Origin of the sequence: Lysobacter sp. S4-A87 (genome assembly GCF_022637455.1) — a bacterium.
Classification (GTDB): Bacteria; Pseudomonadota; Gammaproteobacteria; order Xanthomonadales; family Xanthomonadaceae; genus Lysobacter_J.
Genome location: NZ_CP093341.1, coordinates 1,948,969 through 1,968,684, shown reverse-complemented (window position 1 = coordinate 1,968,684; position 19,716 = coordinate 1,948,969). Strand labels below are relative to the sequence as shown.

General features: G+C 67.6%; 19 protein-coding genes. 13 read left to right on the top strand and 6 right to left on the bottom strand.

All coding sequences use genetic code 11. The features are described 5' to 3' along the window. Nucleotides 1–66 precede the first annotated feature (66 nt). On the top strand, nucleotides 67–897 hold the full coding sequence (locus MNR01_RS08885) for an OmpA family protein (RefSeq protein ID WP_241917470.1): 831 nt from the start codon (nucleotides 67–69) through the stop codon (nucleotides 895–897). Between the two features lie 295 nt (nucleotides 898–1,192). On the opposite strand, the gene MNR01_RS08880 is transcribed toward MNR01_RS08885, so the two are convergent. Then, complete coding sequence (locus tag MNR01_RS08880) at nucleotides 1,193–1,834, bottom strand: response regulator transcription factor (protein WP_241917469.1); 642 nt, start codon at nucleotides 1,832–1,834, stop codon at nucleotides 1,193–1,195. A gap of 383 nt (nucleotides 1,835–2,217) precedes the next feature. Between MNR01_RS08880 and MNR01_RS08875 the strand changes: the two genes are divergently transcribed. The 10 genes from MNR01_RS08875 to MNR01_RS08830 all read left to right on the top strand — a co-directional run bounded on the left by MNR01_RS08875 (nucleotide 2,218) and on the right by MNR01_RS08830 (nucleotide 15,372). Next, nucleotides 2,218–3,846, top strand: a complete 1,629-nt coding sequence (locus tag MNR01_RS08875) for a TldD/PmbA family protein (protein ID WP_241917468.1) — start codon at nucleotides 2,218–2,220, stop codon at nucleotides 3,844–3,846. Between the two features lie 20 nt (nucleotides 3,847–3,866). Continuing rightward, nucleotides 3,867–5,201, top strand: a complete 1,335-nt coding sequence (locus MNR01_RS08870; RefSeq protein ID WP_241917467.1) for a TldD/PmbA family protein — start codon at nucleotides 3,867–3,869, stop codon at nucleotides 5,199–5,201. A gap of 6 nt (nucleotides 5,202–5,207) precedes the next feature. Beyond that, the gene (locus MNR01_RS08865; RefSeq protein WP_241917466.1) at nucleotides 5,208–6,833 is read left to right on the top strand and encodes a TldD/PmbA family protein; all 1,626 of its coding nucleotides are present in this window, start codon (nucleotides 5,208–5,210) and stop codon (nucleotides 6,831–6,833) included. After that, a complete protein-coding gene (locus tag MNR01_RS08860) occupies nucleotides 6,830–7,531 on the top strand; it encodes a DUF4159 domain-containing protein (protein WP_241917465.1) in 702 nt (233 codons plus the stop codon). Before MNR01_RS08865 ends, MNR01_RS08860 begins: the two co-directional genes overlap by 4 nt. A gap of 108 nt (nucleotides 7,532–7,639) precedes the next feature. Then, complete coding sequence (locus MNR01_RS08855) at nucleotides 7,640–8,635, top strand: MoxR family ATPase (protein WP_241917464.1); 996 nt, start codon at nucleotides 7,640–7,642, stop codon at nucleotides 8,633–8,635. Between the two features lie 13 nt (nucleotides 8,636–8,648). After that, on the top strand, nucleotides 8,649–9,563 hold the full coding sequence (locus MNR01_RS08850; RefSeq protein ID WP_241917463.1) for a DUF58 domain-containing protein: 915 nt from the start codon (nucleotides 8,649–8,651) through the stop codon (nucleotides 9,561–9,563). After that, nucleotides 9,560–10,723 carry a BatA domain-containing protein gene (locus MNR01_RS08845; RefSeq protein ID WP_241917462.1) on the top strand — a complete coding sequence of 388 codons (1,164 nt, stop codon included), beginning with the start codon at nucleotides 9,560–9,562 and terminating at the stop codon, nucleotides 10,721–10,723. Before MNR01_RS08850 ends, MNR01_RS08845 begins: the two co-directional genes overlap by 4 nt. Before the next feature lie 5 nt (nucleotides 10,724–10,728). Further along, entirely contained in the window at nucleotides 10,729–12,879 is a 2,151-nt protein-coding gene (locus MNR01_RS08840) for a DUF4175 domain-containing protein (protein WP_241920574.1), read from the top strand. Next, nucleotides 12,876–14,720: a carboxypeptidase regulatory-like domain-containing protein gene (locus MNR01_RS08835; protein ID WP_241917461.1), complete on the top strand. Its 1,845-nt coding sequence runs from the start codon at nucleotides 12,876–12,878 to the stop codon at nucleotides 14,718–14,720. Before MNR01_RS08840 ends, MNR01_RS08835 begins: the two co-directional genes overlap by 4 nt. A 136-nt stretch (nucleotides 14,721–14,856) precedes the next feature. After that, on the top strand, nucleotides 14,857–15,372 hold the full coding sequence (locus MNR01_RS08830) for a hypothetical protein (protein WP_241917460.1): 516 nt from the start codon (nucleotides 14,857–14,859) through the stop codon (nucleotides 15,370–15,372). Between the two features lie 17 nt (nucleotides 15,373–15,389). Here the strand turns inward: MNR01_RS08830 and MNR01_RS08825 are convergent, their stop codons facing one another. After that, nucleotides 15,390–15,737 carry a GFA family protein gene (locus tag MNR01_RS08825; protein ID WP_241917459.1) on the bottom strand — a complete coding sequence of 116 codons (348 nt, stop codon included), beginning with the start codon at nucleotides 15,735–15,737 and terminating at the stop codon, nucleotides 15,390–15,392. A gap of 155 nt (nucleotides 15,738–15,892) precedes the next feature. On the opposite strand from MNR01_RS08825, the gene MNR01_RS08820 reads away from it, so the two are divergent. After that, nucleotides 15,893–16,171, top strand: a complete 279-nt coding sequence (locus tag MNR01_RS08820; RefSeq protein ID WP_241917458.1) for a type II toxin-antitoxin system RelE/ParE family toxin — start codon at nucleotides 15,893–15,895, stop codon at nucleotides 16,169–16,171. Then, complete coding sequence (locus MNR01_RS08815; protein WP_241917457.1) at nucleotides 16,171–16,464, top strand: HigA family addiction module antitoxin; 294 nt, start codon at nucleotides 16,171–16,173, stop codon at nucleotides 16,462–16,464. The genes MNR01_RS08820 and MNR01_RS08815 overlap by 1 nt, the downstream gene beginning before the upstream one ends. Nucleotides 16,465–16,531: 67 nt before the next feature. On the opposite strand, the gene MNR01_RS08810 is transcribed toward MNR01_RS08815, so the two are convergent. The 4 genes from MNR01_RS08810 to MNR01_RS08795 all read right to left on the bottom strand — a co-directional run bounded on the left by MNR01_RS08810 (nucleotide 16,532) and on the right by MNR01_RS08795 (nucleotide 19,602). Next, a complete protein-coding gene (locus MNR01_RS08810) occupies nucleotides 16,532–17,041 on the bottom strand; it encodes a nuclear transport factor 2 family protein (protein ID WP_241917456.1) in 510 nt (169 codons plus the stop codon). After that, nucleotides 17,038–17,793 carry an alpha/beta hydrolase gene (locus MNR01_RS08805; RefSeq protein ID WP_241917455.1) on the bottom strand — a complete coding sequence of 252 codons (756 nt, stop codon included), beginning with the start codon at nucleotides 17,791–17,793 and terminating at the stop codon, nucleotides 17,038–17,040. The genes MNR01_RS08810 and MNR01_RS08805 overlap by 4 nt, the downstream gene beginning before the upstream one ends. A gap of 175 nt (nucleotides 17,794–17,968) precedes the next feature. Beyond that, nucleotides 17,969–18,457 (bottom strand): DUF2269 domain-containing protein, encoded by a 489-nt coding sequence (locus MNR01_RS08800; RefSeq protein WP_241917454.1) that lies wholly within the window; start codon nucleotides 18,455–18,457, stop codon nucleotides 17,969–17,971. After that, complete coding sequence (locus MNR01_RS08795; protein WP_241917453.1) at nucleotides 18,454–19,602, bottom strand: saccharopine dehydrogenase NADP-binding domain-containing protein; 1,149 nt, start codon at nucleotides 19,600–19,602, stop codon at nucleotides 18,454–18,456. The genes MNR01_RS08800 and MNR01_RS08795 overlap by 4 nt, the downstream gene beginning before the upstream one ends. Nucleotides 19,603–19,716: the final 114 nt, after the last annotated feature.

Genomic DNA, 19,716 nt, shown 5'->3' with positions numbered 1-19,716 from the left:
CCCATCCACTCACTTTCACTCCGATGGCGCACGAAAGTGCGCCATCCGTTCATCGAGAAGCCACTTATGTTCACTCTCCATCGCCTGCCAGCGGCGATCCTGACGATCGCCGCGACGCTGGTGCTCGCCGCCTGCGGCACGAGAACCCTCAGCCAGGTCCACGACGGCATGACCGAGCAGCCGGTATGGCCGGACCCGGCGAAGGTCCGTCCGCTCATCGACCAGACGATGCATCCGGACTTGGCTGCGCTGGCGAAGGTCGCACCCGGCGTGGCCAAGCTCGAGGTCTACCGCCTGATCGGCCACCCGATGTACCGCGAAGGCATTGCCGGGGTGCACGAATGGGACTACCTGTTCAAGCTGCCGTCGGGTGAGCCGGGCAAGTTCGCCGACTGCCAGTACAAGTTGCTGTTCAACGACCAGATGCTGCTGTCGCAGACGTTCTGGAACCCGCAGGGGTGCGCCGAGCTGGCCGGTGGCCAGGCTGCTGCGGTCGAGCCGCAGGAGCCGCAGGAGCCGCACGTCGTTGCATCGGCCGAAGTCTCGTCCGACATGCTGTTCGATTTCGACAGCGCCCGTTTGTCCGCTCATGCGCCTGAGGCGATCGACCAGCAGATCCTGAAGGTGCTGGAGGGCGCCGAGCGCGTCGAGAGCCTGAGCCTGATCGGCTACGCCGACCGCCTGGGCAGTGCCGCATACAACCTGGACCTGTCGAGGCGCCGTGCAGAGGCGGTCAAGGCCTATCTCGTCGCAAAGGGCGTGCCGGCCGAAGCGATCCAGACCGAGGGGCGCGGCAGCAACGATCCGGTGGTGCAGTGCAATGACCGTAGTCGCAGTGCATTGATCGACTGCCTGAAGCCCAACCGTCGCGTGCGCGTCGAGGTGATTGCGCGCTGACGAGGGCAGGCGTTGCCAATGTGGCCGCACCCGCACCCGCCCCGGCAACGGGGCGGGTTCTTTTTGTGCGTCGTTCGCGCGAAATGAAGCTTCGTCATTCCCGCGGAGGCGGGAATCCAGTGGCTTTGAATGGCGCACGACGCTGGATCCCTGCCTTCGCGGGGATGATGGCGGAGTGGTGATGCAAGGGGTTCAAGTCGACGCGATGACGCGCACGTCCATGGCTTCCCGCCTTCGCCGGAATGACGATGCGCTGGATCCCCGCCCATGCACGCGGGGTGTCGGCAGTGCCGCGCTAAACCAGCAACCCCTTCTCGCGAGCGTAGTTGTAGATCTCGCGGTCGCTGCGCAGGCCGAGCTTGGCCATTGCATCCATCTTCTGCCGGCTGATCGTCTTGGCGCTGCGGTTGAGCTGCAAGGCGATCTGCGACACGGTCAGCCCGGAGGCGAACATGCGCATGACCTCGCTCTCGCGTCGCGACAGGCGTATTTCGCCGCTGCCTGACGCGGCCGCCTGGGCGGCATTGATCATCAACCGCAGGTCCGCGCTGATATAGGTCTGGCCCTTGGACACGGCCCTGACCGCCTGCTCCAGTTCCTCCAGCGCGTCGGACTTGTTCAGCAGGCCGCGAACGCCGGTGTCGAGCACCGCACGCAGCAGGCCGACGTTTCTCACCATGGTCAGCACCATCACCGGCGTCTGCGGCCAGCGCTGGCGGACCAGCGCGAGCAGATTGAGCCCGTCGGTGATCTGCCCGCCGGGCATGTTGAAGTCGGTCAGGACCACGTCGAAGGGGCGCTGCTCCATTGCTTCCACCAGCGCATCGGACGAGCCGACCTCGATAAAGGGTCCGAAATCGCCGCTGCTGTCGAGCAGCTCGCGGATGCCGGAGCGGACGATCGGGTGATCGTCGGCGATGATGATGCGAAGCGGCATGGGGGCGTGCAACCGGGGGGGCGAAGGGGCGGGGATCGCTGGGCGATCGGTGCGACAGGATCGCGCCGGACATGGGCGCGATGCGTGAAGGATAAGACTGTGCTGATCGTGGCGATGTACGAATTAGTCTCGTGACACCAGCACGCGTCCGAGACGGTCGCGATGCGCCGGCAGCAACTGACGAACCGCGGTACATGGGCCGCCGGTCCCGCCGACACAGTCCACACTTCGGCGTATCCACGGCCCCCGGACCGTGCCGTATAGCCCGAACGTCACTTGACGGGCTGCGCCCCCCCTGAGCACAGTCGCGGGGGGCCTTTGCCTTTGTCTCTTGCCTGGTGCGGCAGCCGCTGCCGCGCGGGCCTTTCCGGGGAGTTACACAAGTGGATAGACGCTCATTCCTGTCGATGACCGGCGTTGGTGTGGCCGGGCTGATGCTGCCCTTCGGCCGTGCCATCGCCGCCGAGGCGCTCGTCGAGACCATCGACGTGGCCAAGAAGAAGCAGCTGGCTGACGCAGCCCTGGCCGCGGCCACGGCCGCTGGCGCCTCGTACTGCGACGTCCGCATCGGCCGCTACCTGCGCCAGTTCGTGATCACGCGCGAGGACAAGGTCCAGAACGTGGTCAACACCGAATCCACCGGCATCGGCATCCGCGTGCTGGTCAACGGCGCCTGGGGCTTTGCCGCCACCAACGAACTGGGCACCCAGGGCGTGGTCAAGGCCGCCCAGCAGGCCGCCGCGATCGCCAAGGCCAACGCCAGGCACCAGACCGCGCCGGTGCAGCTGGCGAAGGCACCGGGCGTCGGCGAAGTGTCCTGGAAGACGCCGATCCGCAAGAACTCGATGGAAGTGCCGCTCAAGGACAAGGTCGACCTGCTGCTGGGCGTGAACGCCGCGGCGATCAATGCCGGTGGCAGCTTCGTCAACTCGATGCTGTTCCTGGTCAACGAGCAGAAGTACTTCGCCTCGACCGACGGCAGCTACATCGACCAGGACGTGCACCGCATCTGGGCACCGATGACGGTCACCGCCATCGACAAGGCCACCGGCAAGTTCCGCACCCGCGACGGTCTGTCCTCGCCGATGGGCATGGGCTTCGAGTACCTCGACGGCGCCACCGCCGGCAAGGTCGTCTCGCCTAACGGCGTGACCAACTACGGCCTGTCGTACGACATGATGGAAGACGCCATCGCCTCGGCCAAGCAGGCCAAGGCCAAGCTGACCGCGCCGTCGGTCAAGCCGGGCAAGTACGACCTGGTGCTCGACCCGTCGCACACCTGGCTGACGATCCACGAATCCATCGGCCACCCGCTCGAGCTCGACCGCGTCCTTGGCTACGAGGCCAACTACGCCGGCACCAGCTTCGCCACGGTCGACAAGCTCAAGGACAAGTTCAAGTACGGCTCCGACAACGTCACCGTGTTCGCCGACAAGACCCAGGTCGGCAGCCTCGGCGCGGTCGGCTATGACGACGAAGGCGTCAAGACGAAGAAGTGGAACCTGATCAAGGACGGCACGCTGGTCGACTACCAGACCATCCGCGACCAGGCCCATATCCTCGGCAAGACCGAGTCCGACGGCTGCTGCTATGCCGACTCGTGGTCGAGCGTGCAGTTCCAGCGCATGGCCAACGTCTCGCTGGCGCCGGGCAAGAACAAGCTCAGCGTGGCCGACATGATCAAGGACGTCGAGAACGGCATCTACATCATCGGCGACGGTTCGTTCTCGATCGACCAGCAGCGCTACAACGCCCAGTTCGGCGGCCAGCTGTTCTACGAGATCAAGAACGGCCAGATCACCCAGCAGATCGAGGACGTGGCCTATCAGATCCGCACGCCGGAATTCTGGAACGCCTGCGTCGCCGTCTGCGACGACAGCGATTACCGCCTCGGCGGCTCCTTCTTCGACGGCAAGGGGCAGCCCGGCCAGGTGTCGGCGGTCTCGCACGGTTCGAGCACGGCGCGCTTCAACGGCATCAACGTCATCAACACCGCCCGCAACCTCGGCTGATCGCCTGGAGACATACATAAATGAGCATCTTCACCGAAGAACAGGCCAAGGCGATCCTCGACAAGGTCATCAAGCTGTCCAAGGCCGACCAGTGCACGGCGCAGCTGGAAGGTTCGGTCGACGGCAACATCCGCTTCGCCCTGAACAACATTTCCACCAGTGGCATCGTCGACAACACCGAGCTGGCCGTTGAAGTGGCCTTCGGCAGCCGCGTCGGCACCGCCACCATCAACGAGTTCGACGACGCCGCGCTCGAGCGCGTGGTGCGCCGTGCCGAAGACCTCGCCCGCCTGGCCCCGGAAAACCCGGAGTTCATGCCGGCGATCGAGAAGCAGACCTACAAGGCCAGCCCGACCTTCAGCCCGGCCACCGCCGCCATCACCCCGGAGTACCGCGCCCAGGTCGCGGCCAACTCGATCGCCCCGTGCAAGGCTGAAAAGCTGATCGCCGCCGGCTTCCTCGAGGACGGCCAGAGCTTCGTCGCGTTCGCCAACTCCAAGGGCAACTTCGGCTACCAGAAGGCCACGCGCTTCGACTACACCTGCACGGTGCGTACCGAAGACGGCCGCGGTTCCGGCTGGGTCGGCCGCAACCTCAAGGACTCCAACGACTTCAAGGCCGACCAGGACATCCGCACCGCCATGCGCAAGGCCACCGAATCGGCCGAAGCCAAGGCGCTGGAGCCGGGCAAGTACACGGTGATCCTGGAACCGGCCGCGGCCGCGGGCCTGATCTCGTTCATGATGAATTTCTTCGATGCGCGCCAGGCCGATGAGGGCCGCAGCTTCCTGTCGAAGAAGGGCGGCGGCAACAAGCTCGGCGAGCAGGTCTACGATCCCCGCGTGAACATCAGCGCCGACCCGTGGGACGAGCGCGCGCCGGTGCTGCCGTGGGACGGCGAGGGCCTGCCGCGCGAGAAGATGGCGATCGTCGAGAACGGCAAGGTCGTGGCGATGCAGTACTCGCGCTACTGGGCCAAGAAGCAGGGCAAGCGCGCCGTCGGCGAGCCGGGCAACCTGCTGGTCGCCGGTGGCGACAAGACCACCGCGCAGCTGGTGGCCAGCACCCAGAAGGGCATCCTGGTCACCCGCACCTGGTACATCCGCATGGTCGATCCGCAGACCGTGCTGCTGACCGGTCTGACCCGTGACGGCACGTTCTACATCGAGAACGGCCAGATCAAGCACCCGGTGAAGAACTTCCGCTTCAACGAGTCGCCGGTGATCATGCTCAACAACATCGAAGAGCTCGGCAAGCCGGTGCGCGTGGCCGGTGACGAGTCCTCGTTCGTGATGATGATCCCGCCAATGAAGCTGCGCGATTTCACCTTCACCTCGCTGTCGGATGCGGTCTGATCGGAAATGCAACGCAGGCAATTTCTGGGTTTTACCGGTGTGGGTCTCGCCGCGATGCTGCTGCCTTATGGCCGCAGCATCGCCGCAGAGGCACTGCTTGAACCGGTCGATGGTGCGCGCCGCCGGCTTCTCGCCGACGCCGCGCTGACGGCCGCCCGCGCTGCTGGCGCGCAGTACTGCGACGTGCGCATCGGGCGCTACCTGCGCCAGTCGGTGATCACCCGCGAGGCGCGGGTGGAGAACATCGTCAACGGCGAGTCCTCCGGCATCGGCGTGCGCGTGCTGGTCGACGGCGCCTGGGGCTTTGCGGCAACCAACGTGCAGACCACCGATGCGGTGGCGGCCGTTGCGCGCCAGGCGGCTGCCATTGCCAGGGCCAACTCGCGCCACCAGACCAGGCGCGTCGAGCTGGCACCGACGCCCGGCGTCGGCGAGATCAGCTGGGCGACGCCGATCCGCAAGAACGCCATGGCCGTGCCGATCAAGGAGAAGGTGGACCTGCTGCTTGGCGTCAATGCCGCTGCGATGAAGGCCGGCGCCGACTTCTTCAACTCGACGCTGTTCCTGATCAACGAGCAGAAGTATTTCGCCTCGACCGATGGCAGCTATATCGACCAGGACGTGCACAGGATCTGGCTGCCGATCACCGCCACCGCGGTGGACAAGGCCAGTGGCAGGTTCCGCACCCGCAACGGCCTGTCGGCGCCGATGGGCATGGGCTACGAGTACCTCGACGCCGATCCGGCCGGCAAGTTCAGGCTTCCCGGCGGCATCACCGCTTACGGCCGCAGCTACGACGTGATGGAAGACGCCATCGCCAGCGCCCGCGACGCCCGCGCCAAGCTCAAGGCGCCGTCGGTGAAGCCGGGCAAGTACGACCTGGTCATCGACCCGTCGAACCTGTTCCTGACCATCCACGAGAACGTCGGCCACCCGCTGGAGCTCGACCGCGTGCTCGGGTATGAGGCCAACTACGCCGGCACCAGCTTCGCCACGCTCGACAAGCGCGACGACGGCTACCGCTGGGGCAGCGACATCGTCAACTTCGTCGCCGACAAGACGCGCCAGGGCAGCCTCGGCGCGGTCGGCTACGACGATGAGGGCGTGAAGACCAAACAGTGGGACCTGGTGCGCGACGGCGTCCTCGTCGACTACCAGGCCACGCGTGACGAGGCGCATATCCTCGGTCACAAGGAATCGCACGGCTGCAGCTATGCCGATTCGTGGTCGAGCGTGCAGTTCCAGCGCATGGCCAACGTCTCGCTGATGCCGGGCAAGGCGCCGCTGAGCGTCGCCGACATGGTCAAGGACGTCGAGAACGGCCTCTACATCCACGGCCGCGGCTCGTACTCGATCGACCAGCAGCGCTACAACGCCCAGTTCGGCGGCCAGCTGTTCTACGAGATCAAGCAGGGCAAGGTGACCGGCCTGGTCGAGGATGCCGCGTACCAGATCCGCACGCCGGAGTTCTGGAACGCCTGCAGCGCGATCTGCGACGAGCGCGACTTCCGCCTCGGCGGTTCGTTCTTCGACGGCAAGGGCCAGCCGAGCCAGGTCTCGGCGGTGTCGCACGGATCGAGCACGACCCGCTTCAACGGCATCAACATCATCAATACCGCGCGGTCGATATGAACCGCGCGCAGTTCCTCCGCCTGATGCTGGCGGGCGCGGCGGGGGCGCTGCTGCCCCCGCTGGCACGCGCCGCCAGCGTCGAGTACGACTTCTGGCTGACGCGCCTGAAGTACGACTCGGGGGACTGGGATGTCGACCAGCGCATGCCGGCCAACCTGATCACGTCCTTGATCGACTACACCAACCTGCGCGTGGACCCGAAGGAGCACGTGCTGGCGCTGGCCGACCCGAAGATGCTGACCGCGCCGTTCTGTTACCTGGCCGGGCACAAGCTGGTCGAGTTCAACCCGGACGAGCGGCGCAACTTCGAGCGCTACGTGCGCAATGGCGGCTTCGTCTTCGTCGATGACTGCAACCACGACATCGACGGCTTGTTCGCGCGCTCGTTCGAGGCGCAGATGGCGACGATCTTCGGGCCGAAGGCGCTGCGCAAGCTGCCCAACACGCACGCGCTGTACCGCAGCTTCTTCATGTTCAAGGACGGCCCCCCGGCCACGGGCTTCGAGCTCAACGGCTGGGGCGACGACCTGGTGCACGATTACCTGCAGGGCATCGAGATCGACGGCCGGCTCGGCGTCCTCTACAGCAACAAGGATTACGGTTGCGAGTGGGACTACGACTGGCGCAACAAGCGTTTCCTGGCCGAGGACAATACGAAGTTCGCGGTCAATATCGTGATGTATGCGTTGAACAGCTGAGCGTAGCCCGGGTAAGCGGAGCGCACCCGGGGACCGACGCGCCAACCCGGGTGCGGCCTGCGGCCTTGCCCGGGCTACCCGGGCGTTACCAGATAACCAGGATCTGCCATGAACAACACCCCATCCGAAGCCGACATCCAGGCCCAGCTCGCCAAGCTCGGCACCCTGCGCACCGCCATCGCCCAGGCCATCGTCGGCCAGGAAGCGGTCGTCGAGCAGTTGCTGATCGGCCTGCTCGCCGGCGGCCACTGCCTGCTCGAAGGCGTGCCCGGCCTGGGCAAGACGCTGCTGGTGCGCTCGCTGGGCCAGGCGCTGGAGCTGCAGTTCCGGCGCGTGCAGTTCACGCCCGACCTGATGCCCAGCGACATCCTCGGCACCGAGCTGCTCGAGGAAGACCACGGCACCGGCCATCGCCATTTCCGCTTCCAGCCGGGCCCGATCTTCACCAACCTGCTGCTCGCCGACGAGCTCAACCGCACCCCGCCCAAGACCCAGGCGGCGCTGCTGGAGGCGATGCAGGAGCGCACCGTCAGCTATGCCGGTGTGACCCATACGCTGCCGTCGCCGTTCTTCGTGCTGGCCACGCAGAACCCGCTGGAACAGGCCGGCACCTATCCGTTGCCGGAAGCCCAGCTCGACCGCTTCCTGCTGCACATCCGCGTCGACTATCCGACCGAAGCCGAAGAGCGCGACATCCTTGCCCAGACCACCGGCACGCGCCATTCCGAAGTACCGCAGGTGATGCACGGCGAGGACGTGCTGGCACTGCAGGCACGCGTGCGCGAAGTGCACCTCGGCGACGATCTGCTTGCCTGGATCACGCGCCTGGTCCGCGCCAGCCGCCCCAACGAATCGGCACCGGCGGAAGTGAAGCAGTGGGTGAAGTGGGGCGCCGGCCCGCGCGCCGGCCAGTCGCTGGTGCTCGCGGCCAAGGCACGCGCGCTGCTGCATGGGCGCCTGGCGGCAACGCGCGAGGACATCGTCGCGCTCGCCGCGCCGGTGATGCGCCATCGCCTGCTGCTGTCGTTCGCCGCAGAGGCCGAGCAGAAGAGCGCCGACGACGTGATCGCCGCGCTGCTGCGCAGCGTGCCGTTCGCCGGTTGATCGAAGGACGCACGTGGTCAGTCCGGGTTCGAGCTTCGTCGACTTCATTCCGCCGCAGGTGCGCGCGCGGTTGAAGGACCTGCGCCTGACCTCGCGACGCGCGGTCGGCTTGCAGGGCATCGGCCTGCACCACAGCCGCAGCCGCGGCGCCGGACTGGAATTCGCCCAGTACCGCGCCTACGAGCCCGGCGACGAGCTGCGCCAGGTCGACTGGAAGCTCTACGCACGATCCGACCGTTTCTTCGTCCGCGAAGCCGAGCGCGAAAGCCCGCTCGCGGTGTGGCTGCTGGTCGATGCCACCGCATCGATGGCGCAGGAAGACGCGGCCCGCCCAGGCTGGTCGCGCCTGTCAGCCGCAAAGGGCCTGGCCGCCTGCGTCGCCGAACTGGCGCTGCGCCAGGGCGACCGCTTCGGGCTGGCCGTGCTGCACGGCGACGGTGTCCGTGTGCTCGCACCCGGCGGCGGCCTGCGCCAGCGCGACCGCTTCATGCTCGAACTGCAACGCGTCGAGGCAGGTGGCATCTGGCCGTCGGCTGAGCGCCTGCGCCCGTTGTGGGAGCGCATCGGCGCCGGCGACCTGGTCGTGCTGCTCAGCGATGCCTTCGACGAAGGTGCACTGGAAGTAGTGACGCGGTTGGCAGCCGCACGCCGCGAAGTCGCCGCCATCCAGATCCTCACCGCCGAAGAGCGCGACTTCCCGTTCCGTGGCGGCCACGTGTTCCGCGACCCCGAAACCGGCGAAGAGCTTCGTGGCGATGGCACTGCGATGCGCGATGAGTTCCTGCGCCGTTTCGAAGCCGCGCGCCGCGAGCTCGATGCGCGCCTGGATGGCAGCGGCATCCGCCACGCGCGCTACGTGCTCGACCAGGCGCTGGACCTGCCGTTGCGACGGCTGTTTGGCTCCCGCGACGCGGCGGAGTACGCATGAGCCTGGCGTTCTTGCTGCCCGCCGGCCTGGCTGCGCTCGCGGCGCTGTTGCTGCCGCTGCTGATCCACCTGGCGCGACGCAGCGAGCAGCGGCCGATCCAGTTCGCCGCGCTGCGCTGGCTGCGGCAGAAGCCCAAGCCACGCCATCGCATACGCTTCGACGAATGGCTGCTGCTGGCGCTGCGGCTGTTGCTTCTCATCGCGCTGGCGCTGCTGCTGGCGCGACCGGTGATCGTCGGCGGCGCCAGCGATGCGCCATGGATTGCCGTGGTGCCGGGCGTGGACCTGCAGCAGGCGCGCGCGCAGCCGGCACCGGAAAACGCCAGATGGCATTGGCTGGCGCCGGGATTCCCGTCGCTGGACGAGCCTGCACCCCGAGCGTCTGCGCCGGTGATCAGCCTGCTGCGCGAGCTCGATGCCGATCTGCCCGCGGGTGCGACGCTGACCGTGCTGGTGCCCGAACAACTCAGCGGTGTCGATGCACAACTGCCCAGCCTGAGCCATCGCATCCAATGGCGCGTGCTGCCCGGCTCGATGCCGACCGGACCCGCGCAGCCGAACGTGGCGGCGTTCGCGCCGAGCATTCGCCATGCACCTCAGCGTGAAGCGGCGATGCGTTACCTGCGTGCCGCCCAGGCCGCATGGAGCGCCGGCAACACGAAGGCTGCCTCTGACCAGGCACCGCACACCCAGCCCCTGCCTGCAAACACCCGGCAGCTGATCTGGCTGGCGCCTGGACCGCTGCCCGCCGCCGTGGATGCGTGGGCACGCGAAGGCGGCGTTGCACTGCTCGACCACGGCGCCACGATGGCCAACCTGCCGGCGACTACCGTGCTGTGGCGCGATGCCACCGGCGCCCCGCTGGTCGAGGGCGCGGCCTACGGCAAGGGCCGGGTGATGCGCTTCACCCGCGAACTCGCACCGCAGGCGATGCCGGCGCTGCTGGAGCCAGACTTCCCGCAACAGCTGCGCACGCTGTTCGATCCGCCCAGGGCGGCACCGACGCGCGTGCTCGCAGCCACGCACGCACCGCTGGCCGGCGGCCCCGTATTCCCGCAGTCGCCGCGTGACCTGCAGCCGTGGCTGGTGCTGCTGATTGCGGTGTTGTTCCTGGCCGAACGCTGGCTGGCCACCGGCGCACGCCGGACGGTGGCGCCATGAGCGCGATGACCGTCCTGCAACGCGCACTGCAGCAGGCACGCCGGCGTCGTGGCCTCGATGCCGCGTTGCGCTGCGTGCCGTGGATGCTGGTCGCCATCGCCCTGGCCTGGCGCCTGGGCGGAATCGCCGCAGCGTTGGCGGTGCTGCTGGTCGCGGCCGTGGCGACAGCGGCATTCGCCTTCCATCGCGCGCGGATGCTCGACACGCGCTGGCTGGTCCGCGAGCTGGACGCCAGCCGCACCGACATGGACGACAGCACCGACCTGCTGTTCGCGCCGACCGCCAGCATGACCGGCCTGGAGCGGCTGCAACTCGGTCGCCTTCAGCAGCGCATCGAGAACGCGCCGCCGCCGGACGTCCGTCCGCGCTGGTCGACACGCGTGCATGCGATCGGCAACAGCATCGCCATCGTGGCGATCGCAGCAACACTGCTGTGGCCGGCACGCCCGGGCGCGACCTTCGAAGACGTGCTGTCCAGCGTCGGCGTCACCCCCGCCGCACCGACGCAGACCCGCATCGTGCAGCAGCGCCTGCAGATCACGCCGCCCGGCTACACGCGCCAGCCCGCGCGCGACGACGCCACCCTCGACGCCAAGGCGCCGCAAGGCACGCGCCTGCAATGGACGCTCGGCTTCGCGCCGCAGCCGGCATCGGCGGAACTGGTCTTCCACGACGGCCGTCGCCTCAAGCTCAGCCGCGAAGGCGACGACTGGCGCGGCAATGACGTACTCGCCCGCTCGGCGCTGTACCGCATCGTCGTGCACGATGCCCCGCCGCTGCAGCCGGCGACGCTGCACCGCCTCGACGCCATCCCCGACCGCGCCCCGCAGCTGCGGGTGCTCGAACCCGACCGCAGCCTGAGCCTGATGACGCAGGGGCAGCGCAGCTGGGCGCTGGCGTTCGAGGGCAGCGACGACTACGGCGTCGCCTCCACCGCGACGCTGCGCATCACCCTGGCGCAGGGCAGCGGCGAGAACATCACCTTCCGCGAGCAGTCGATGACCATCGGCGGCGGCGGCAGCGCGACGGTCAAGCGCTTTGCCCATCGCCTCGACCTGGCCGCACTCGGCCTGGCCGCCGGCGACGACCTGATCGTGCAGCTGAGCGTCAACGACAACCGCACTCCGACTGTGCAGTCGGCGCGCAGCGCGAGCCTGATCCTGCGCTGGCCGTCCGACCTGGGCACCGAGACCACGGGCCTGGAAGGCATGGTCAAGAAGGTGCTGCCCGCGTACTTCCGCAGCCAGCGCCAGATCATCATCGACGCCGAGGCGCTGCTGAAGGAAAAACGCAAGCTCGAGGCCGACCGCTACGTGAAACGCAGCGACGCGATCGGCGTCGACCAGCGCATCCTGCGCCTGCGCTACGGCCAGTTCCTCGGCGAAGAGGCCGAAGGCGAACCGAAGCCGCCGCCGACAAACGACGCCGACGCCGACGACGCGCATGGCGCGGACGAAACGACCGCGGCACCCGCCGACGAGCATGGCCACGCCGAAGCGGGCGGGGCAGGGAAGTTCGGCGAGGAAGGCGCGGTGCTCGAAGAGTACGGCCACACCCACGACCACGCCGAAGCGGCGACGCTGCTCGATCCCGAGACGCGCAAGCTGCTCAAGTCGGCCCTCGACGAGATGTGGCAGTCGGAAGGTCACCTGCGCCAGGGCCATCCCGAACTCGCACTGCCGTACGCCTACCGCGCGTTGAGATTCATCAAGCAGGTGCAGCAGGCCACGCGCATCTACCTGGCCCGCGTCGGTCCGGAGCTGCCGCCGATCGACGAGAGCCGCCGCATGAGCGGCGATCGCGCCGGCCTGGCGCGCCGCGACGACGCGCTGGTGGCAGCCGACATCGCCGACCCGACGCTGGCGGCGCTGTGGAGCTCGCTGGATGCATCGCAGGTTGCCGCTGCGCCGATCGACTTCACCGCGCTGGAGCGCTGGCTGCGCGAGCACGAATCGCGCCTGGCCGACCCGCTCGCCTTCGTCGCCGCAATCGAAGCGCTGCGCGCCGACCCGGATTGCGTGACCTGCCGCGCCGACCTGCGTGCATTGCTCTGGCCGCTGCTGCCGCGTCCGGCCGCGGCCGTGCCACGGCGCAATGCCGGTGACGCCGCGGGACGGCGTTACCTGGAGGCGTTGCGCCAGGAGGAACCCAAGTGACCGCGCCTGCCTTCAACCTGCCGCTGCTGGTGGCCGCGCTGCTCGCCATTACGGCGGTGGTCGCGTCCGCGAGATTGCTGCGCCGCCAGTGGCGCGCGCAGCCGGCACAACGCTCGCGCGGGTGGCGCATCGTCTTGCTGCTGCTGGCGCAACCGGTGTGCGCGACGCTGCTGTACTTTGCGCTGGTGCCGCCTTCGCTGCCGGGCGAAGCCGGCACGCTGGTCGTCGCCACTGCAGGCGCGACTACCGAACAGCTGGGCGCCGGCCGCGGCGGTGAGGCCTTTGTCGCTTTGCCCGAGGCGCCGCCGCTGGGTGATGTCGAGCGCGCGCCCGATCTCGCCACGGCGCTGCGGCAGCACCCCGGCACGCAGCGCGTGCGCATCGTCGGCGCGGGGCTTGAGGCGCGCGATCGCGATGCCGCACGCGGCCTGGCATTGGAGTTCAGCGCCCTTCCGTTGCCACGTGGACTGGTCGAGCTGCAGGCGCCGCGTCTGGTGGTTGCCGGTGCGGACTTCGTAGTCGGCGGACGTGCAAACGATCTGCCAGGTGGCTCCGCGGAACTGATCGATCCGGGTCGCCGTCGCGTCGACCGCATCGCACTGCCGGCCGACGGACGCTTCACGCTGACCGCGAGCCCGCGGGTGGCAGGCACGGCGGGCTACATCATCCGCCTACGCGACGCGCGACAGGCCATCGTCGAAGACGTGGACCTTCCCCTGCAGGCCGCCGCCGCGACGCCACCGCGCGTGCTGCTGATGGCCGGTGCACCGGGTCCAGAGGTCGAGTACCTGCGCCGCTGGGCCCGCGACGCCGGGCTGACCCTGCAGACCCAGGTCTCGGTCGGCGGTGGCATGCAACTGGGCGATGCGCCTGTCGCGATCAACGCCCCAAACCTCGGCCGCTTCGACCTGGTGATCCTGGACGAGCGCGCCTGGTCCGCACTGGGCGACAGCCAGCGTGCCGCGCTGAACGATGCGATCAACACCGGCCTGGGTGTCCTCTTGCGCGTGACCGCCACGCCATCGCCGGCAGAGCGTCGCCGCCTGCAGGCGCTTGGGTTCGCGGTTGCCGGCGGCAGCGATTCGGCGACAGTGAAGCTTGCGACCCCCGCGCGCGACGAGGATGCCACCCGCGCCCGCATCGGGCCCGGAACACCGGACGCACCGAGGCTGCATGACGCCGCATTGCCCGACCTTCCTGCACTGACACGACGCGACCTGCGCATCCAGCCAAGCGACGCGGTGCCGCTGCTGCGCGACGACGCCGGCGGCTGGCTCGCTGCGTGGCGTGCCCAAGGGCGTGGACGCGTTGCGCTGTGGACGCTGACCGACAGCTACCGCCTGGTGCTGGCAGGTCGCGACGACCTGCACGGCGAGATGTGGAGCAGCGCGTTGGCCACGATTGGTCGCGCACAGGCCCGCAGTGAGCTTGAGATCGAAGGCGAGCCACGCCAGCACGGACGCATCGCACTGTGCGCCCTCGGCGCGGGTGCAAACGTAAGGACGCCGTCAGGCGACACCGTCGCGCTGCTGCGCGACCCCTCCACGGGCTCGCGCAACTGCGCCGCGTTCTGGCCGCGCCATTCCGGCTGGCACCAGCTGCGATCGGGGGAGCAGTCACTGTCGTTCTTCGTGCGTGCGCCTGCAGCGGCGCCGGGCCTGCGTGCGGGTGAGATGCGTGATGCGACCGCGCGCTTGGCGGCCGGTTCGGCCGTCAACGTCGCGGCAGCGGTGTCAGTTCCGGGTCACCCCGGTGAGCGCTGGCCTTGGTGGCTGGCGTGGCTGCTGGCGAGCGCTGCCACGTGGTGGCAGGAGCGCTCGCGCTTCGGTCGGCGTGCCTGAAGATCGACGATGGGAACCCGATGATCGTCCGTCCATCGGATCGAGGACACTCGCCTCACATACTGAAGGGCAGGCCATGAGTGACTCAGGAACTGCGAAAAAAGCCGCCGCAGACTCAATCTCGCGAGGACGAGGAGTGACACGTGTTCTGGCATGCCTGCTCGGACTTGTGTTGGTCGGCACGGCACCCGCTGCCGACCTTTCGGCGTACCCATGCTCGATGTTCAGTCATGGGTTCTGTTTTCGTCCGCCGCTCGGAGCCGAGGTCGAGTATTCGACACCTGCGGATTTCGAGCTTTACAAAGTGTTCGGCGACGGTGGCGAGGTTGCAGTGATGTATGTGGGGAACCATCCCGACCTGCCGGAACAAGGAACACTCGATGCCACCCGCATCGATGGCGTCGCGGTGCGGACCCGTGTCCAGTCGACGGACGGCCCTGCTTATGACCTCGACGTGTACCTGGAAACCGGCCGGGGTTCGTTCGTCCACATCAGTTCAGCCGTATCGGGTCGAAACTACGACGATGTGCAGTCGCTGCTTTCAAGCATCAAGAAGTGCAGTACAGGCAGGAACAAGGCCATCTGCGCCTCAGGCAGCAAGCTTGGGCTTCGGGTTTTCGAGCACCTGCAACTTGAACGGCCTGCCAAATAGGCGGGTCGCCGCGCTCGTCACTTCGATTTGCCGTCGTACTCATGGACCGGGATGGCGGCGTGGTCGACGTCCTCAAGGCAACGCAGGTTGATCGCGGCGATGGGGTTGCCCTTCGGGTCGGTGCCCTCGCCATACGGATGGATCCCGCACACCGGGCAGAAGCGGTGCTTGATCAAGTGCTTGTTGAACAGGTAGGTGCTCGCCGCATCCTCGGGGGTCTTCAGCTGCATCTGGTCGCGCGGAACGAACCAGAGCAGCGAACCTTTGCGGCCGCACATGGAGCAATTGCACGACAGGCCGCTGTCGATGGTGCCTTCCACTTCGAACGCGACGCGGCCGCAATGGCAGCTTCCCTGGTACTTCATCCTGGAATCTCCGAATGCCCGGAAGGCGAATTGTCGCTGCTGGCGGTTGAAGCCTTGTTCACACCGATCCTGCGGCCCAGGAGCGCAACTGAGCATACGCTTGGTCGGCACCGGGGCTCGTTTGTTGCGTGGTGCGCAACATGATACAGTGGGGTATGATCAAGTCGTTCCGGCACAAAGGATTGCGCCGACTCTTTGAGACAGGCAGCGCGTCGGGTGTCCAGGCAAGCCATGCCAGACGGCTCCGGATGCAATTGTCTGCGCTTGACACAGCACAGGTCATGGAGGACATGGACATCCCGGGGTTCCGACTGCACGCACTGAAGGGCGACATGCGGGGGCGCTGGGCAATCACGGTCAACGGCAACGGGCGGATGACGTACGAGTTCAAGGACGGGAACGCCTACGTCCTGGATTACGAGGACTATCACTAATGACTATGCACAATCCTCCCCATCCGGGTGAGTTCATCACCGACATCTACCTCGAGCCCAACGGCATCAGCGGTCGTGAGCTGGCCGGGAAGCTGGATGTGGCGGCGTCCACCCTCAGTCGCGTCCTCAAGGGAGCCAGCCGCATCACCCCGGAGATGGCACTGCGCCTGTCCAAGGCGATAGGCCGTTCTCCTGAGAGCTGGCTTGCCATGCAGGATGCTTACGACCTTTGGGTCGCACGCCAGCACGTCGACTTGCAGCGGGTTGGCAAACTCAAGCTCGCCGCTGCCTGACAGCTGACCTCATGAGGGCCTCGACTCGGAAGAGGTAGATCTCTCCGGGCCGCGCCTCGCCTGGCAACTACTTGTTGGCCCGGTGCCCATAACTGAGCACCCGCGTGATCTGCCACTTTCCGTTGTTGTTGTTCCACACGATCAGGAAGTCGGCCAGGCCCTCGCACTTGCCCGTATCGAACTGGCAGAAACGATGCGAGCCCTGTTCGATCGCACCGAAATCCTTGATCGGATAGACCACGAGCGTGCCTGGCACCAGCTCGCGGCGGAAATGGCCGCAGACGTACTTCTCGGTGTTGGCGAGCATCTCCTGCCGCGACCAGGTTACGCCGCCGGTGTCGTGATAGAACTCGACATCGGGGGCGAAGTAACTTGCGTGCTTCTGCAGTTGCCCCGGCTCACTGCACGTGTTGAACGCGCCAAACACCTCGGTATCCATCGTCGAGATGGTGTCGAACAACGGATCTGCGGCAGCTTTCGTGCCCGCCGCGCTGCCCGACCCGGAAGCGAACGAAGTCCCCGCAGCAGCAACAGCCATCAGGGCGGCAACGGCAATCAGCGGGATCGGCTTGTTCATGCGGGTCTCTGCGGAATGGGACTGTGACGTGCGGACGTGCCGTGATCACCAAGGTACTCCGCTGGGGTCTGGGTCGAGAACCCGACTACTGCGGCGGCGCATGGACCGGGTGCGGCCTGGAGCAGGAGGTGCGGTCCGGCGATGTCTACCACGGTGACCTGGGGTGTCGTCGCAGCGATGCTGTCGGCAATGGTCCTGGATATCAGCCGGTCCCCGGTAGCACGCAAGTACAGGACCGGAACCTTGATCCTCTCCAGGCAGGCCGAGCAGTCGACCCGGAGTGCCGCCGCGGCCCTGGTCTTCAAAACGCGGGGCGACACCGACGCCAGCGCGCTTCGCAGCGACGACCGCAGACCGGGCGTGGCCCAATCTCCCAGCAGCAGCCAGGAAAGCAACGACTCCGGCAAGCGCCGGACCGGTGCGATCGAGGTAAAAGGTGCAAACGGCAACAGCGAAGGGACCGGGCGACGCGAGAAGGTGGTCGAGAGCACCAGGCCGACCAGCCCTTCTGGTGGGTTGGCGGCAATCGACATCGCAATGGGACCGGAGAACGATTCGCCCAGCAGGACGAATGGGGCATCGGTGGGCAGTTCGCTTCGGGCGATAGCTTCAAGTTCCCGGTAATCCAGGATCTGATCTCTCGGGTAGGAAACAACCTGCACCGAGGAGAAGTGCGGGCGAACCGCGTCGGCGAAAGCGGACAACAGGGTCGCGGTCCCGTCCAGACCGGGAAGCACGACCAGTGCGGTCATGTGCCACCGCCGGCAACAGGAACGACAAGCACGACGGAGTGCAATGGAGTCCCGGCTGCATGGGTGCCTGCAACCAGCCAACCGAAGGCGAGGAACGCCACGACCAGCGCCAGGCCGATCCTGGGTATCGCATCGCGACGAGTCGTCATGGTCATCGGCAAAGGCCGTCGTGGCATCAGGGAAGGAGCTGCGACCAGCTCGCAGGCTTGGCCACCATAAGGTAGAACACCGCCAGCATGGCCGCGAAGGCCGGGTAGCCGAGTGCCTCCCACCATCCCGCATAGCGCCAGTACCGGGCCGGCAGTTCGTCGCCGCCCTTGGCCGCTGCAGTCGCCATGGCCGCCATCCGGACCTGCAGCCACACCACCGGCAACCAGAGCGCGCCGGTCACCAGATACAGGCCGATCGACAGCGCCAGCCACGGTGTCGTCAGCGGCCAGCCGGCCAGGTGGGCCATCAGGAAACCGCTGGCAGGCTGGATCAGCACCGCCGGCGTGGTGAACCACCAGTCGGCGCGCACCACCAGTCGCGCGACCACGGCCTGTGCCTGCACGTTGCCGCTGCGGTTGCCGAAGAACAGATAGAAGGCGGTGCCGAAGCCCGTGCCGACCAGCACCACGCTCGACAGGATGTGGATCCACTTCACCAGCAGGTAGGTCGTCATGCGGGAGTGGCGTCCGTGATGGGCTCGCAAGTGGACGTCGCAGTTTCGTCGACGATGTCGGTCACCATGCCCCAGCGTGCGAACTCGCCCTGGAACTCGGTCAGCGACAACAGACCGGTGGCGGTGAAGGCGCCGGCCGGCATCGCGGTACCGGCGGCCAGCCTGCGCGCCAGCAGGATCGCGGGCATGCACGGGATCTCGGGGCCATGATCGTTGTCGGCCGCGATGTGCCAGGCGCGACGGGCAGGACGCCCGTGCCCGTCGAGGCCTTCGACGCGGACGACCATCCCGCCCAGCGCCGTGCCGAGGGGGTCGAGCGCAACGGCGGTTCGATTCAACAGGCCGGCCAGTCGCTCGGGCCGTCGCAGCAGGCCACGGGCGCGCAGCGCCGCCAGCAGCGCGAATGCTCGCTGGGTGATCCCGACTTCCAGCGCGGCCCGGAACATCACGCGGTCACGCACGGCGTAGTGCGTCGGAAAAAGCTCGAGATCAGGGATGTCGCACAGCGCGCCGATGCGCGGGCGCATGCGCAGGAAGTCGACGCGCTCCGGGCTGGCCCAGCCCGGCGCCTGGCTCCATGCTCCGCCGCGCCAGATCCTGATTGGCTCGCCGCAGTAGCTGAGCACCGCCGCCAGCGTCGCCTTGCCGCGCGGCGCGGTCTGCGCGGGCGCGATGCAGATATCGATCGAATCGATCGCGGTCCACCCCGCGCACAGATGCTCGACCACGGCCGATGACAGGGCCGGGACCGTGCTCGCCCCGGTGATGCCGATGCGCGCGGCGACCTGGAACTGCGCGTCTAGCGCTGACGGAAAGTCGCAGACGAAGCGCCGGCCGTCGGCGAGGTCGATGTAGTGCGCGCCGGCCTCGGCGGCGGCATGTGCCGCGGCGTACGACTGCTGCTGGAACGGCCCGGCCGCGTGCACGACCAGTCCCACGTCCAGCTGCCTGAGGGTCTGCGCGAAGTCCGCTGCCGTGAAGTCGACGGCCACCGCGCTGGCGGTGCCATCCAGCGTGTCGACGAGTTGCTGCGCCTGGTCGCGGTTGCGTCCTGCGACGAGCAGATGGATGGAAGGATCGCCGGCCAGGGCACGGCAGATGCGCGCGCCAAAGTTGCCGTAGCCACCCAGAACCAGTGTCCTCATCGACCCCGCCGACCCCCAACCCGTTGGGCGCAGTCTACTGGTCGCCGGCATGTCGTGTGGACGTAGCCCGGGTAAGCGCAGCGCACCCGGGGCACACCGCGCACCTTGGGGCCG

Coding starts and splice junctions, on each gene's coding strand:
- MNR01_RS08815 (WP_241917457.1), top strand. CDS start 16,171: ATGACTATGCACAATCCTCCCCATCCGGGTGAGTTCATCACCGACATC.
- MNR01_RS08840 (WP_241920574.1), top strand. CDS start 10,729: ATGACCGTCCTGCAACGCGCACTGCAGCAGGCACGCCGGCGTCGTGGC.
- MNR01_RS08805 (WP_241917455.1), bottom strand. CDS start 17,793: ATGACCGCACTGGTCGTGCTTCCCGGTCTGGACGGGACCGCGACCCTG.
- MNR01_RS08885 (WP_241917470.1), top strand. CDS start 67: ATGTTCACTCTCCATCGCCTGCCAGCGGCGATCCTGACGATCGCCGCG.
- MNR01_RS08855 (WP_241917464.1), top strand. CDS start 7,640: ATGAACAACACCCCATCCGAAGCCGACATCCAGGCCCAGCTCGCCAAG.
- MNR01_RS08810 (WP_241917456.1), bottom strand. CDS start 17,041: ATGAACAAGCCGATCCCGCTGATTGCCGTTGCCGCCCTGATGGCTGTT.
- MNR01_RS08825 (WP_241917459.1), bottom strand. CDS start 15,737: ATGAAGTACCAGGGAAGCTGCCATTGCGGCCGCGTCGCGTTCGAAGTG.
- MNR01_RS08865 (WP_241917466.1), top strand. CDS start 5,208: ATGCAACGCAGGCAATTTCTGGGTTTTACCGGTGTGGGTCTCGCCGCG.
- MNR01_RS08795 (WP_241917453.1), bottom strand. CDS start 19,602: ATGAGGACACTGGTTCTGGGTGGCTACGGCAACTTTGGCGCGCGCATC.
- MNR01_RS08860 (WP_241917465.1), top strand. CDS start 6,830: ATGAACCGCGCGCAGTTCCTCCGCCTGATGCTGGCGGGCGCGGCGGGG.
- MNR01_RS08820 (WP_241917458.1), top strand. CDS start 15,893: ATGATCAAGTCGTTCCGGCACAAAGGATTGCGCCGACTCTTTGAGACA.
- MNR01_RS08880 (WP_241917469.1), bottom strand. CDS start 1,834: ATGCCGCTTCGCATCATCATCGCCGACGATCACCCGATCGTCCGCTCC.
- MNR01_RS08800 (WP_241917454.1), bottom strand. CDS start 18,457: ATGACGACCTACCTGCTGGTGAAGTGGATCCACATCCTGTCGAGCGTG.
- MNR01_RS08870 (WP_241917467.1), top strand. CDS start 3,867: ATGAGCATCTTCACCGAAGAACAGGCCAAGGCGATCCTCGACAAGGTC.
- MNR01_RS08845 (WP_241917462.1), top strand. CDS start 9,560: ATGAGCCTGGCGTTCTTGCTGCCCGCCGGCCTGGCTGCGCTCGCGGCG.